This window comes from Glutamicibacter halophytocola (assembly GCF_001302565.1).
GTDB lineage: Bacteria > Actinomycetota > Actinomycetes > Actinomycetales > Micrococcaceae > Glutamicibacter > Glutamicibacter halophytocola.
Genome location: NZ_CP012750.1, coordinates 1662204 through 1677492 on the forward strand (window position 1 = coordinate 1662204; position 15289 = coordinate 1677492).

Annotated in this window: 8 protein-coding genes; 5 read left to right on the plus strand and 3 right to left on the minus strand. The window is 58.7% G+C overall.

Features of this window, described 5'->3' with window-relative positions; translation table 11 throughout:
- Positions 1–102 precede the first annotated feature (102 nt).
- Complete coding sequence (gene smc / locus AOZ07_RS07630) at positions 103–3672, plus strand: chromosome segregation protein SMC (protein WP_060701458.1); 3570 nt, start codon at positions 103–105, stop codon at positions 3670–3672.
- Between the two features lie 100 nt (positions 3673–3772).
- Here smc and AOZ07_RS07635 read toward each other — a convergent pair whose 3' ends face one another.
- Positions 3773–5374 carry a tetratricopeptide repeat protein gene (locus tag AOZ07_RS07635; protein ID WP_060701459.1) on the minus strand — a complete coding sequence of 534 codons (1602 nt, stop codon included), beginning with the start codon at positions 5372–5374 and terminating at the stop codon, positions 3773–3775.
- A gap of 346 nt (positions 5375–5720) precedes the next feature.
- Between AOZ07_RS07635 and AOZ07_RS07640 the strand changes: the two genes are divergently transcribed.
- Complete coding sequence (locus AOZ07_RS07640) at positions 5721–7181, plus strand: glycosyltransferase family 2 protein (protein ID WP_060701460.1); 1461 nt, start codon at positions 5721–5723, stop codon at positions 7179–7181.
- Positions 7182–7282: 101 nt separating this feature from the next.
- Here the strand turns inward: AOZ07_RS07640 and AOZ07_RS07645 are convergent, their stop codons facing one another.
- Entirely contained in the window at positions 7283–8551 is a 1269-nt protein-coding gene (locus tag AOZ07_RS07645) for an MFS transporter (RefSeq protein ID WP_060701461.1), read from the minus strand.
- A 328-nt stretch (positions 8552–8879) separates the two neighbouring features.
- Here AOZ07_RS07645 and AOZ07_RS07650 point away from each other — a divergent pair, with 328 nt between their 5' ends.
- Positions 8880–10103: a polysaccharide pyruvyl transferase family protein gene (locus AOZ07_RS07650; protein WP_060701462.1), complete on the plus strand. Its 1224-nt coding sequence runs from the start codon at positions 8880–8882 to the stop codon at positions 10101–10103.
- Positions 10104–10195: 92 nt separating this feature from the next.
- Here AOZ07_RS07650 and AOZ07_RS07655 read toward each other — a convergent pair whose 3' ends face one another.
- Positions 10196–11125 carry a GT-D fold domain-containing glycosyltransferase gene (locus tag AOZ07_RS07655; RefSeq protein WP_060701463.1) on the minus strand — a complete coding sequence of 310 codons (930 nt, stop codon included), beginning with the start codon at positions 11123–11125 and terminating at the stop codon, positions 10196–10198.
- Between the two features lie 475 nt (positions 11126–11600).
- On the opposite strand from AOZ07_RS07655, the gene ftsY reads away from it, so the two are divergent.
- Together ftsY and AOZ07_RS07665 are read left to right on the plus strand one after the other, a co-directional pair.
- Positions 11601–12782, plus strand: a complete 1182-nt coding sequence (gene ftsY, locus AOZ07_RS07660; protein WP_060701464.1) for a signal recognition particle-docking protein FtsY — start codon at positions 11601–11603, stop codon at positions 12780–12782.
- Between the two features lie 361 nt (positions 12783–13143).
- Positions 13144–15282 carry an acyltransferase family protein gene (locus AOZ07_RS07665; RefSeq protein WP_060701465.1) on the plus strand — a complete coding sequence of 713 codons (2139 nt, stop codon included), beginning with the start codon at positions 13144–13146 and terminating at the stop codon, positions 15280–15282.
- Positions 15283–15289: the final 7 nt, after the last annotated feature.

Genomic DNA, 15289 nt, shown 5'->3' on the forward strand with positions numbered 1-15289 from the left:
TCAGAAAAACCCGAGCGCGCTTCGCTAGAATTGCGTGAAGGATTGAGTGCTACTGCCCAAACCAACCTTAGCGATACGACCCAAACTTAGGAACTTCACGCCGTGCATCTAAAGACTCTTACCGTTCGCGGATTCAAGTCTTTCGCGTCGGCAACAACGTTCGAGTTCGAACCCGGCGTCACCGCGGTGGTTGGCCCCAACGGCTCCGGCAAGTCCAATGTCGTTGATGCGCTCGCCTGGGTGATGGGGGAGCAGGGGGCCAAGACGCTGCGTGGCGGGAAGATGGAAGACGTCATCTTCGCCGGCACGTCCGGACGCCCGCCTTTGGGCCGTGCCCACGTTTCGCTGACCATCGACAACGCCGATGGACAGCTTCCCATTGACTATGCGGAAGTGACCATCTCCCGCACGCTGTTCCGCGCCGGCGGTTCGGAATACGCCATCAACGGGAACTCCTGCCGCCTGCTTGATATCCAAGAACTGCTCTCGGATTCAGGGCTTGGCCGGGAAATGCACGTCATCGTCGGCCAGGGGCAGCTGGACCGCATCCTGCACGCTACCGCCGAAGACCGCCGGGGATTCATCGAAGAGGCCGCCGGGGTGCTCAAGCACCGTCGCAGGAAAGAAAAAACCCTGCGCAAGCTGCAGGCCATGCAGGGCAACCTCGACCGCCTTGAAGACCTCAATGCCGAGGTCCGCCGCCAGCTGGCCCCCTTGGGACGGCAAGCAAAGATCGCGCGCCGCGCCCAGAGCGTGCAGCACGATGTGCGTGATGCCAAGTCGCGTTTGCTCGCTGATGACCTGGTGACCCTCAATAACCGGCTTGCCCAGGACATCGATGACGAGTCCAAGGTCCAGGCGCAGCAGCAAGAAGCCTCGGATCGGCTTGAACGGGTCAAAAGGCATATCGCAGAACTTGGCGCCCAGGTAGAAAATGTCACCCCGCGCTTGGGGCAAATGCAAGATACCTGGGTGGCACTGAGCACCCAGGCCGAACGGTTTCGCTCCTTGGCCGCCTTGGCACGTGAACGCAGCAAACTGCTGGAAAGCAATGAAACCCACTTTGATTCCAGCCGTGATCCTGAACGGCTCGAATCCCAGGCCGAGCGCCTGGGCGAAGAACTCGAAGAGCTTGAACTGGCGCTGGAAGACCGCCACGAAATCCTCGCCGAAGCTGTGGAGGCCAAGGAAGAGGCTGAAGAACAGTCCCGGGCAGAGCAGCAGCGCATGGCGGCCATGCTCCGTGCCGCGGCAGACCGCCGCGAAGGGATCTCCCGGCTGGCCTCGCAAGTCGCCTCGGCGCGCAGCCGGGTGGATGTCACCCGGGCAGAGATCATCCGGCTGCAGGAAAGCGTTCAATCCTTTGACTCGGACCTGCAACTCGATCAGCGTTCCCATGATGAAGTCTCTGCCGAGCTGGAAACCCAGCTTGCCGGCGAAACGGATCTGAACGAGGAATTTGAGCTGGCGGACAAGGAATTCTCCGCACTGGCCCAAGCCCAGCAGGCCGACACCCAACGGGAACGCGAACTATCGGTGCGCGTCTCCGGCCTGCGGTCAAGGCTTGAAGCGCTGAAGCTCAACACCACGCCCGATGACCAGTCCTCGCACCTGCTGCAGTCGGCCTCGACTGCGCTGCTCGGGCGCCTTGGCGAGCTGATGACCGTGAACCCCGGCTACGAGCAAGCCGTCGCAGCGATCCTCCGGGACAACGCGGAATCGCTCGTGGCAGTTGATGCCCAGTCGGCAGCCGGCCTGCTTGAGCAGCTCCAGTCCAAGGAGTCCAGCGCCGTCTTCCTGCACGCGGATATCGGCCAAACCGCCACGCCATCGCCAAAGCTGGGCAACGCTATTATCGCCCGCGAAGTCGTCAGTTCAGAGAACAAGGTCTCCGCCCTGCTGGACCAGCTGTTCGAAGGCCACTACGTCGTTGAAGAACTCGGCCAAGCACGCAGCGTGCTGGCTGAATATCCACAGGCGAAGGTAACCACCTTGGACGGGACCACATTCTCGTCGCTGCGCAGCTCAGTGGGTGATGCCGCTGGAGCGTCGCTGATTGCCCAACAGGCCATGGTGGAGCAAACCGAGGCCGAACTGAACGAATGCCAGGACGAACTCGGGGTGGTCGAGGAGCGCATTGCCGCACGCGCACCGCAGCTTTCCGTCGCCGGGCAGCAACGGGAAGACGCGCTCTCGGCGCTGACCGAATCGGATGCCACCATCGATGAGCTCAGTTCATATTTGGCGCGACTGGGACAAAAGCTGCGCAGCGCGCAGGCTGACAAGCTCCAGCTCATCGAGCGCCTGGAAACCTCGAACGAGAAGCTTGAAATCGAGCAGGAATCCCTTGAAGAGATCACCGAGCGCATGGAGCTTGCCTCCACGGACCAGGAAGAAGAAACCATCGATGACGCAGCGCGTGCCGCGCTCGCCGATGCCGCCGCTGCCGCGCGCCAGCAGGAACTAGAAGCCCGCCTGGCGTTGCGCAGCAGCGAGGAGCGGGTATCGGCGTTGCGCTCGCGGATCGAGGGTCTTCGCCGCACCGCAGCTGCTGAACGCAACCACCGCGAAGTCGCAGCCCGCCGGGCCGAACAGCGCAAGGCGCAGGCTGCCAATGCGAGCCGAGTCGAACAGGCCGCCGAACGGGTTTTGCGCTTCATTGAAGTCTCGGTGTCCATGGCCGGGCAGGAACGCGAAGAACTCGCTTCCAAAAAGGCCGAACTCGACCAGATGCTCGGCAACCAGCGCACCGAGGCCGAGCAGCTCAGCGCCGAACTGGCCAGGCTGGCCGACGCGGTGCACCGTGATGAGATGGCCCGCGCAGAATTGCGCCTGCGCATCGAAAACCTGGAAACCAAGGCCCTGGAAGAACTGGGATTCACTCCCGATCACCTGATTGCCATCTATGGCCCGGATCAACTGATCCCTGAAGCCATCGATGAAGATGATAAATGGGGGAGCCTGCGACAAAATGTCGACGAAGACGGCAACCTCATTGGAACCAAGCCCTTTGACCGCGTTGAACAGGAAAAGCGCCTGAAGAAAGCGGAGCGGGACCTATCGGCCTTGGGCAAGGTCAATCCGCTTGCGCTCGAGGAATTTGCGGCTCTCGAAGAACGGCACAAGTTCCTCTCGGGCCAGCTTGAAGACCTGAAGAAGTCGCGGGGAGACCTGGAACAGATCATTGCCGATGTGGATGCCCACGTGGAGCGGGTCTTCACCGAGGCTTTTAACGACACTGCGGTTCAGTTCAAGCGGATCTTTGACCGGCTGTTCCCCGGCGGCGAGGGCCAACTCGTGCTCACCGATCCAGAACACATGCTGACCACGGGCATCGAAGTGGAAGCGCGTCCCGCCGGGAAGAAGATCAAGCGCCTGTCGCTGCTCTCCGGTGGCGAGCGCTCATTGACGGCAGTGGCTCTGCTCGTTGCCATCTTCAAGGCGCGCCCTTCGCCCTTCTACGTCATGGACGAGGTCGAGGCTGCACTTGATGACATGAACCTGGGCCGCCTGATCACGATTTTCGAGGAGCTTCGCGAGTCCTCCCAGCTGATCGTCATTACCCACCAGAAGAAGACCATGGAAGTGGCCGACGCGCTTTATGGCGTTACCATGCGCGGCGACGGTGTCACCACGGTCATCAGCCAGAAAATGGAACGAACCCTGACCTAGCGGGGATGCCGCCCTTCGTCCCCAGCCATCACATGGCCAAGGGGGAGAAGGGTTCCTGCAGGGAATTGCTCATTGCGGATACGGGCGAACTGCCCCGCGCCTACTGGCTGGCGCTGGCCAGATGGCGCCGTGCGATGGCCGACTGCACAGCTGCCAAGCGTTCCTGGGCTCGCAGCCATTGCGGGTCCAGCCGAACGGCTCCACCCATGGCGGCTTCCGCTCCGGAGAGGTCACCGGCCTTGATCAGGCATTCGCCCAAGCGCAGGTGCGAGGCTGGCTTGTCCGGTGAAATGCGGCAGGCCTGTTCCATGGCGCTGGCCGCTTGCTGGTAGTCCTTTTGCCCGGCAAAGGCGTAGCTGATGCGAACGTAGTAGTGCGAATTCCCGGGGGCCAGATCGATGGCCCGTTGCATCGAGACTTGAGCAGTGCGATAGTCCTGTGCTTTCAGCTGCCATTCACCCAGGCGAAGATGGTATTCCGGTTTCTCGGGTGCCAGCGCGACGGCGTGCTGCATTGCATCAATGGCATCGGACCAGCGGTTCTGGTCAGCGTACGCATAGCTCAGGCGGACGTGCGCCGCCGGCTGGTTGGCATTGATCTGCAGGGATCGGCTAATGGAGGCTTCTGCCTCCTTTGATCTGCCTGCTTTCAGCAGCAGCTCGCCTAGGCGCAAGCGGGCATCTGCTTTTGACGGCGCCGCTTTGACTGCCTGGCGAATGGCCCGGATGGCATCGGACAGGTTCCCGTGTTTTTCGTGAATCCGGCTGAGGCGCGCATGTGCACGGGCCAATGACGGATCAATGGCTATGGCCCTTTGAAATGCCAATTTGGCTTCGTCGAATTCGCCGGCGGCGAGCAGCATTTCGCCCAGCCGATAGGGCAGCCGCGCGATTTTTGGATTCATGGACTCAGCGGTGCGCATGGCCTTAATAGCGGCGGCACTATCTCCATGCCGGGAAAACTCAGCAGCCTGCTTTTCGTGCGGATAGTGCGTGAGCTCCGTATTGGTTCTCACCACGTTATAGAAGTTGTCCAGATCGAATTCGCCGTGGGCAATCTCGCTGACGAGGCGCTTGAGCTTGTAGGTGTCATTCAAGAAGAACGAAACCGGATGCCCTCCATATTCCAATGGAACCAGTGTTCCCTTGGTCATGCGCTCGATGGCTTGGGCGTGTTCCACGTCTACCGTATCCGGGCAATAGAACACGTAGCCTTGGGCGTCCTTGCAGTCTCCTGAGCGGATGTAATTGTGCTTGAAGTCAAAAAGATGTCCTTCGTCGCCCCATCGATCGTCCTTGACCTCGCCGTCAGCGGCGATATCGTACAGCGGTGATAGGGCAATGAACGTTTTCGCGCCAAGTTTCGTCGCGAGGCTGATGGCGGCCATGCCACCCATGCTCCCGCCGTAGGTGATCAAAGTGGTCCCCTTGGCACGTTCCTTGATGATGTCGACGACTTGTTCGATTTCATCTGTTTGGTACCAGTGGTTTCTGCTGCGCTTAACCAGGAATTCATTCAATCCGAGTTGTGCAAAGATGCCACGTCCGTAGCCGCCCTCGAAGGGGCTGGGCTCAACGGCGTCAATGTACTTGTTCCTCGCCTCGAAAGTGACGATTGATATGGGAAAACCGCCGTCGTGATAGTCGAGGGCAAGGTCGCGGCCGACAAACAGCTCTTCGTGGATAACGGAATTCTTTAGCACGGGTAAACCCTAGCTTCGCGACGATGGCGGGTTCAATACATTACCGAGGTACCGTGTCGCTTACCATCGAGGTGAAGTGGTCCATGGTGGCCGGCACGCGAGAGTTCGCGATCTTCAATCGACATGATTAGAGTGGTCAAAGCCCAATCGGAACTATCGTTATGAATTTGTAACATTACTAATCAGGTGGCAAATAGCACCTTCCCAATGGTCGCTTCTAGTGTCGCTTCTCTGTATATAATTAGGGTAGACATACATCGAACCCGGAAGGGTTCTGGAATTTGGGAAATTGATGGCTCTGTTTAGAAGGCGCAGTAAAGCTTCAAGTGGCAACGTTTCGCATGCGGTGTCCCCGCCAGATCAGGGCGAGCCCGCAGCGCCAGTGATCCCCGCGGCGCGCGCCAAGGCCACGGCTCCGCAAATTTCCGGTGATCCCGAAACGGTGGCAGAGGCCGCTGAGCCGCAACCGGCCGGAGTTTTTGTCAGCGTCATCATTCCTGTTTACAACTCAATGCCCTACTTGACTGAATTGCTCAACTCCCTGGAACTGCAGGACTTGGACAAGAGCCTTTACGAGGTCATTGCAGTCAACGACGGATCCACTGATTTTGGCGGGGAGATCCTGGATGTCTATGCCAAGCGCAACGACAACTTCACCGTCGTGCATCAGGAAAACAGCGGGTGGCCGGGCAAACCGCGCAATGTCGGAACTGCACTGGCCAAGGGCGAGTATGTTTTCTATGCGGATTCTGATGACACCTTGGGAACCGAAGCGCTGCGCCGCATGCGCGACTTCGCCTTGGAGCATGATGTAGATGTCCTCGCCCCAAAACTCGTTCCCGTTGGCGGTCGAGTGATCCGCACTTCACTGTTCTCTTCAACCCAGATCGATGTGCCACTCGAACAGATCTTTGCGACTTTGATGCCGCAGAAGCTCATTCGCCGCCAGATGATCCTCGATCACGACCTGCGCTTTGCGGAGGAAAAAGTCCGTCTCGAAGATGGAATGGTGCTGGCAGGATGCTACCTGCATGCCAAGCGCGTAAGCGTCCTTGGCGATTACGACTACTACTACATTCGGGAACGCGGGGACGGGAACAACATCAGTGCCCAGCCTTTTGAGCCAATGGGCTACGTCGAATCCATGACGCACATCAGCAATACGATCCGCGCCAACACCCTTGACGATCCAGAGCTGGGCCGCCGCCTGATTGCAGGCCTATTCAAGCGCAAGGGCTTGAAGTTCTTCGCCGGAGAGCGATTCTTGAAATACCGTGAAGCCCGCGCCAAGCTGTGGACGGCGGCATTCGGCCCATACGTCCAGGAGTTCCTGGCCGAGCGCACCGGCGAAGTGCTCAGCGAGCACGATGCTGCCAAGGCCGCGGCAATTATTGCCGGGGACTACGAGGAACTGAAGCGGCTGGCGGCGAAGGATGATGACGTTGCTGGGCGCCCGGAGCTGATCAAGGCCACCAGCAAGAGCGATCATTTTGAATTGCGCTTCTCCAGCCCTGCCATCGGGCCGGCTCCTCGTGGAGTATATGTTGACGAACGCGAAACCGATCGTCGTCTTCAGTTCCCCATCGTGGAGCAAGACTCCGGGCAGTACATTGCCAAGATTTCCTACGCAACGTTGGGCGCCAGCTTCAAGGGCAAAGCAGACATACACGTCAATTACGACCATGCAGAAACCCGGCGTATTCGCATGCCGGCCAACGTCAAGGAAACAACACATGCCGGTGCCATTGTGTTCCGGACAGTCACCGGTGCGTTGAGCATCGATCTGCGCAAGGCGAAGCTCGCCTGAACGCGCACAAGAAAATGATGGAGTGGATGCCATAGTTGGCATCCACTCCATCATTTTAAAACCAGGTTCCGGCGCCGAGCGGTGCTGCGGGCCGCCGGTGACTAGCGCGGGTTCTTGGGAGCCGGGGATTCCTCGTCCAACGCCACAGGGCGGATCGTGCGGGGAACCAGGGACCAGCCAATCAAGCCCACCAGGGCAACCAGGGCCGAGATTCCAAAGGCAATTTCATAGTTCAGCGTGTCAGCCAGGAAGCCTGCAAGCAGCGGGCCGATAATCGCTCCGAAATCCTGGCACATCTGGAAACCGGCCAAAGCCTTGCCGCCGTTGCGTCCGGTGCCGATGACATCGGAAACCGACGCCTGCTGCGCCGGCCCGAGGATGCCGCCGCCGAAACCGGCGAAAATCGAGCAAATGACAAACCCGGCCCCCGAGGTGAAAATCCCCATGGATCCGATGGACAGCAGCAAGAGGGCCAAGCCAATCATGACTGGCATCTTGCGGCCCACCTTATCGGTCAGCTTCCCGGAGAATAGCAGTGCGCAGCCATTGCCAATGGCAAACAGCGCCATCGACAATCCGGCAATCGTGGTGCCCAAGCCCTGACCGAAAACGGATAAGGCAAAGAGCGGAATCATGCTGTTGCGGATGCCGAAGGCCAGCCATCCGTAGCTGAAACCGGAGAACAGCGCCGCGCGATAGGCGGGGGAGCTCAGCGCCTCCCGGGTCGTGACCACTTCGATCGCTTGGCGGGTCGTGGCAGAATCCTCGGCATCCCGATCCAGGTCGCGGCGGCGGCCCAGCGCGAAGTAGACCACGGCTGCAGCGATCACCAGGGCGGTGCCGTAAATGAAGAACGGCAGGCGCATGCCCAGCGGCGCCAAGAAGCTTCCGAGCACCGGACCGGCCACGTTGCCCAGCAAGAAGGCGCCGGCGTACAGCCCGGAAATGCGGCCGCGGGACTCTTCGGGTGAAAGCCGCGCAATCAAGGCCATCGCGGAAATGGTGAACATGGTGGATCCGAAGCCGCCGAGTCCGCGAGCGATCAGCAACTGGGTGTAATCCTGGACAATTCCGCACAACAGCGTCGAGACGGCCACCAGCAAGACACCTGTGACATAAATGCGCGGTTCCCCGAGCTTGCCCACCAACGCACCGGCCACCGGAGCGAAAATCAAACGGGTAAAGGCAAAGATGCTCACGATAACACTGGCCGCGGCCGCGCCGACATCAAAACTCACTGCATACTGCGGCAGGATCGGGGCAATGAGCCCAAATCCCAGAGCGATAATGAAGGCCGCCACCAGAAGGACGCCAATTTCGCGGGGGATCGGCGCGCGTGAAGCCGCTGTGCGGTTGAATAACTTGATCATTGCCGATGGCCTGGGGCTAAACAGGCCTTCCAGCCTTTCTACGGGACAGATAAGGGCGATAGGGCCAAACTAAGTCTATGTCTTCCTGGTCTTTCATATTTTGGCTACATGATGATGGCTCGGTATGGATACCCCTAGGCTGGACCAGTCCATTCACCTGTCAGTTCACAATGGGCCGGGATATTGAGCAAAGTCGGCACGCGTATGATTGGCTAGAGTGAAATTCGGGCATGCATCCCTCAGGCGAGACGATGCCCTGTCTTATACCGCGTGATGAAGCTACGACCAATTCGCTGGTATTCGAAGTCGAACTACATGGAGGAAGAACTTGGCAGAGCTGGCCAACGCCCATCATTGTGCTATTGCCGAATTGGCTAATGACCCCATCGGCAGCGCAATTTTTACGAAGTTGTCCAGTGACGACACGGAGATTCGTGCCGCGGTACCTGTCCTGGGGTCGACCGTTGCAGTCCGATGCGTGCCTTCGAGCGAGGGATATATTGTCGGATGCGTCGGAACTAATGCCGCTGCCCTCCAATGGCTTAACGACGTGCTGATTACGCAGGCATCGGTGGAATTCGATGTGCATGGCAATCCAATGCATGCGCTAGCCACCCGCGTGCCAACCGGAAATGTCCCGGCAGAGATGATCCGCGCGGGACAAAAATTATTGGCATTGCGCAGGCAAGAGGAAGTTGGGGCTTTCGACCCGGGAACCCACATTCCCATGCATTGGTACTCGGCCAAACTCAATTTTGGCGACTGGGTGGGTCCACAAATGGTCCAGGCATACTCGGGTCGCCAACCAATTCAGTTCAACCGCCCCGGAACCAATGCCCGCGCCTTGTTCAGCGTTGGTTCGATTGCAGGCAAGATCAACCGGCACAATGTTGATGTCTGGGGCAGTGGCTTGATGCGTCCATTGACGATCAAGGAAGTTGAAGTGCGCAAGCGGCTCAAAGGGATTAAGGTCCACGCAGTGCGCGGCAAGCTGACCCGTCGCGAACTGCAAGATTCACTCGGTTGGGAAGTTCCCGAGGTCTATGGCGACCCAGCGCTACTTTTGCCAGATGTAATCCCGCCCCAGGACCAAGGTCATGGCCAAGTCGCAGTCGTTCCGCACTACGTTCATTTGCCAAGAATTGACCACAATGCTGTGAGCGGACGAGTGGTAGATGTGCGCAATGATGTCAAGACGGTCGTCGAGGAGATCGCCGGGGCCCAAGCTGTGGTGTCCAGCTCCTTGCATGGTTTGATTGTTGCCCAGGCATATGGCGTGCCCTGGGTATGGCTTGACGTCATTGACCACCAGCTGGGGGGCAAGGACTTCAAGTTCGAGGACTTCTTCAGCTGTCTGGACCGCGAGGCCGTAAGCCGGATACAGGTCAGCGCAAGCGAGCTCGCAAGTATCGATCTAGCGGCACTGGGAGCCAAAGCGACGCTGCCGGCGCTTCAGATTGACTTGTCCCTGCTAAGCGACGCGTTTCCGATCGATCCTGTGTCTGGCCCGCTACACGAAGATTTTCGTGCCCGTGTAGAAGTACTCCGCTAGCCCGGAATTGCCCATCGACAAAGCCCACCTGGTCAGATGCGGAAGTGTCTGGCAGGTGCTTTGTCTATTGCCGCAAGGCTTGCCGCCTGACGCTACGAATTTTTCTCGCCATCAGTAGTCACTGCGGTGGCTTCGGGGCGCGGTGCGCCCTTGAAGACATTCTCATAGCTGTTTGAGAGATGGCCGATATCCAGCGCTCGTTTTCCGGCCCCAGCAAGGCGATGGGCAAGGATCCCTCCGGCGGGCCCTAAGGCGATGAGCACGAGTTCACAGTCGCTGTCGGCAACGAGAGCTTGAACGCGATCCAAATCGTCGTACGCTCCCACTGGTTTCGAATAAATGAACTCGTGGCTCGCAAGGTTGTCGAACAGCTCAGGAATCAGATCAAATCGTGACCCTTCACCGGTCACGATAGCCACCTTTTTGCCATCCCATACTTGACGCCACAGATCAACGGCACGCTGTCCCAAGGTCGAGAAGGCTTGGGGGCGAGTAACGTGGGCGCAGGCGTAGGCGCGGTCAGAAGCTGTAAGCTGCACTAAGCGCGGCCATAGTTCCTGATACACGCCGGACCAATGTGCATCACGGAACAGCTGGGGAAAACCAACTGCCAAATTGGCATCATTGCTGGTGAAAACATTCCGAAGGTCTTCTTGGAGTTCGGGGGAGTTCTTCTGAAAGCGAAGATTGAAATCATTGAGCAGCATGAGCCGGAACTCGCCGTCACCGAAACGGGACATGGACACATCCGTTGTGGCTAGCAGTTCCAGAGTTTCCAGCAGCGTTTTGACTTGATTGCGGTGGAACTTTGATACCTCCTGCATGACTTCAGAGGTTGCCGCAAGCCGGATAGTTTCGAGCTCCCGTCGATGTGTCTTCAGCTCATTGTGAATCTGGCGCAGCAGGGTCTTCTGATCCGGGTCGGCAGTAATTGGCGGGTCCAGCGTTACTGCGATTGGCTTGCTATTGACTACTTTGACGCTGAAAATTCTGTTGGCGACTTTTCGAATGCGATCTAACATGCGGAAATCCTCTTTCACTTCAGCTCTTGTTGAGCTTATCATTCTCCTCTTGCGTCATTTCCACTTCAATTGGCGCTGCAGACACATATACAGCAGGTTCTGACTAGGAAAATCATCAATGGGGTCAATCAGTGATCCCGGATCAACCCGCAGGCTTTGAAAGGATAATCGTCGAACAGTGGGCCGTATTTGAAGCCGCTGATCCAGCGTGGCGCGCTCGTGCTTCATATCGTCCAATGGCGACATCATTTCGATGATAATCTGCGGGCCTGCCGGGCAGGACCAGCTTGTCGGGCCCGTGCTCCAAGGAGGGGCTCCTTGCTTGACGATTTGCAGCCGAGATTCAGCAGCAGCGGCACTGCCAGCGGGCCTCGCCGGTCGAGCTCCAAGAAATATCGAGAAACAAGGCTCTTCTTACATGGTGCAGTACGGGGCATCGTCCCCAAAGGCGAGGAGGTGTGAGACGATTTAACACGTGTCTGATTCGCTTACATTAACCATCATCATTGTCGCGGTTGTTGCCGTGGTGGGCATTGGCGTCGTTGCCTTTGTCACCAAGGGCCGCAAGCCCAAGACTCCATATACTTCCGAGCGCGATGCTGACGACCTGCCAGCCGGTCAATCCGCGGAAGGCACGACCGAGGTTGTTGCTGACGCCGCCGGTGCAACCGATGCGGCCGTCGCTGTTGAAGAGCCCGTCGTACCGGTAACGCCGCAGTTCGATGTTCCCGAACCGGTCCAGGGCCGATTGGCGCGACTGCGTGCCCGCCTGACCAAGTCCAACAACATGTTCTCCAAGGGACTGCTGGCACTGCTCAGCCAGGACACCATTGACGAGGATGTCTGGGAAGAAATCGAAGAGAATCTGCTGATGGCAGACCTCGGCACCGAACCAGCCATGGAGCTCGTCGATGCCCTGCGCGAACGCGTGAAGATCGAAGGCAGCAAGGATCCTGCCCGCGTGAAGGCCATGCTCCGCGAGGAACTGCTCAAGCTCGTGGATCCAAGCCTGGACCGCAGCTACCTGCCTGAGCCGCACCCGGATCGTCCAAGCATCATCATGGTCGTGGGCGTCAACGGCGTTGGCAAAACCACCACCATCGGCAAAATGGCCCGTGTCCTCGTCGCCGAGGACAAGGACGTGCTGTTGGGCGCTGCGGACACATTCCGCGCTGCAGCCGCGGAGCAGTTGGCCACCTGGGGCGACCGCGTGGGTGTCCCAACGGTCCGCTCCGACATCGACGGTGCCGACCCTGCCTCGGTGGCATTCGAAGCAGTTTCTGCCGGCATCGACCAGGAAGTCGACATCGTCATGATCGACACCGCTGGCCGTTTGCAGAACAAGGTCGGTTTGATGGACGAGCTGGGAAAGATCAAGCGCGTCGTCGAAAAGAAGGCCACCATTGACGAGGTGCTGCTCGTCTTGGATGCCACCACCGGCCAGAATGGCCTGCAGCAGGCCAAGGTCTTCTCGGAGGTGGTCAACGTGACCGGCATCGTGCTGACCAAGCTCGACGGCACCGCCAAAGGCGGCATTGTTGTCGCGATCCAGCGGCAGCTGGGCGTACCAGTGAAGCTGGTTGGCCTGGGCGAGGGCCCGGATGATCTGGCGCCGTTCAGCCCAGAGGATTTCGTGGACGCTTTGCTCGAAGGGTAGTAGGCAACGACAGGCCGGGTGGGCCCCGCTATGGCGGTCCCACCCGGCCTGTTTATGCGCCAAATTCGATGCGCCACGCCGATGCCGATCAGTTGATGAAAATCTGGACCGGCAGGGACATTGCCGGCCTGAACGCTTCGTTGCGCCTTGTCAATGCCAAAAATGATGCGTATAGCCGCAGCCAGGGCATCCAAGCAGCCGCTTGTGGATGCCCAGTATTCCCAGAAACATGCCAGTTACCTTCGGTAGAAATGAAGGCTGGAAGTTTAACGTGAAATTACTACACCTGAACATCAGATGACGTTGGCACGACCAATTGTCTGGATCGTTCGGTCTCCACCCGCAAAGGATCTCTTAGGACGTGTTGTCGAACCAAGACCTGCCCTTGCCCATTCAACGCGACCCGAGGCCCAGGGCCTTCCGCGCTGACATCCAGGGACTTCGCGCCATTGCCGTTGGCATTGTGGTGCTCTATCATTTCTGGGGACATTATCTTCCAGGTGGATTCGTCGGCGTTGACGTCTTCTTTGTCATCTCGGGATTCCTGATCACCTCGCACCTCATTTCCAAACCGCCAAAGAATGTGGCAGATGTCGGGCGTTTCTGGATGCGCCGAGTCAAGCGGCTTATCCCGGCGTCCTTCGTCGTGATTCTTTGCAGCGTCGTGGGAATTTGGCTCATAGCCCCCACTACGGTGTGGCAAGACTGGGGCTTGCAGGCCATAGCTGCGACCTTTTATTTCCAGAATTGGTTCCTCGCCCTCACCAAGGTCGATTATCTGGCCGAAGGCGATGCCGTAAGCCCGTTCCAGCATTTCTGGTCGCTGTCCGCAGAAGAGCAGTTTTACTTCGTGTGGCCAATCCTGATTGGCGCTCTGGTCATTGTGGCGCTGCGGTTCCAGCGGAAGCCTGGGACCATGGCGCTAGCTGGAGTAGGCACAGTCTTTGCTGTGTCCCTGGGGTATTCCATCTACGCCACGGCCACGGATCCGGGCAGCGCTTATTTCTCCACCTTCACCCGTGCGTGGGAGTTCTCCGCCGGGGCGCTGGTAGCTGCCTTGGGAACCAAGATCCACGCAGCGAAGAAGGACTGGGTCAGCCTGGTAGGCGCATGGGGAGGCGTATTGGCCCTCGCCTTCAGCGCGCTGGCCTTCAGCGGCGAGATGCCGTTCCCCGGCTATATTGCCGCCGTCCCGGTATTGGGCACGGCCCTGCTGCTGCTTTCGCATTCCACGCACAAGTATTCGCCCAACATCTTCCTGAACACCAGGATTTTCCAATTCTTCGGTGACAACTCTTATGCGATCTACCTTTGGCACTGGCCGCTGCTGATCCTCATGCCGTACCTGGTCGATGACTTTGGATGGCCGCAGAAGATCATCGCCTTGGCCCTGACCTTGGTTCTTGCTGTCCTGACGCAGAAGCTGGTGGAAGTCCGTTTCCGGAAATTCATCGATACTTCCGTCCTCCTCTCCGCCCCGCGCTTCTTGGCAGCTGGAAGCCTGGTCCTCGCCCTTGTGGCAGGCAGCTTCTATCTGACCAGCACACGCATCATCCGGAATGCAGAAAATGTCGACGCCGCCCTTGCGTCGGTGCAAAAAGAACTGGGCGAGGACTGCTTCGGGCCAGAAGGCTTGTCGGATAGTTGTGATGATCCGCAGACGCTTCAAACCTCCTACGAGAGCGCTGCGCCTGCGCCTGTCGTTGCGAAAGAAGACAAGCCGCGGGTTTATGCGGACGACTGCTTCTCGGGCGCGGGGACAGATTTCGCGACTCGCCCCGTATGCAACTACGTACATGGGAAAATCAAGGTGGCACTGGTGGGCAATTCCCATGCGGGACAGTGGTTCCCTGCCATTGACAAGGTCGCCAAGGCACATGGCTGGAGCCTGGATACCTATCTGGCCAGCCGGTGTGCAGTACTCGATGCCCCGCAGGAGTTCGAGTCGGAAGAAGACGTTCAAGGCTGTAATGACTATGCCCGCTGGGCTACGAAGCAGTTTGAAAAAGAGGACTACGACCTGATCATCAGCTCCAACAGATTCGCCCAGCCTCTTGCGGGACGTACCTTGGCGGAGAGCGAGGCTCCGGGGCGCGATGCCTATGAAGAAATGCTCCAGGACTGGAGCGATACCGGGGCAGAGGTCGCGGTGATCCGAGACACTCCGTGGCCCGGGTCAACAGTAGGGAATATTCCGGACTGCGTGGCAGCGAATTCCTCGGACTACAAGGATTGCTCCGCAGCTGCTGACGAATGGATTCCCATGGACCCGCAGGCCGAAGCGGTCAAGGCGCTGGATGATCCGGACGTCGTGAACATCGACATGAATGATCAGCTGTGCGATGACACCACGTGCTATCCAGTTGTCGGAGGCGTCATGGCCTATTGGGACCACTCTCATTTGAGCGAGACCTATGTGCAAATGCTGGCCAAGACCGTCGACTCCCGCCTGCAGAAAGCCATTGATTCGAAAGAACTCTTTCCTGGATCCTCCAGCTGATACTGCA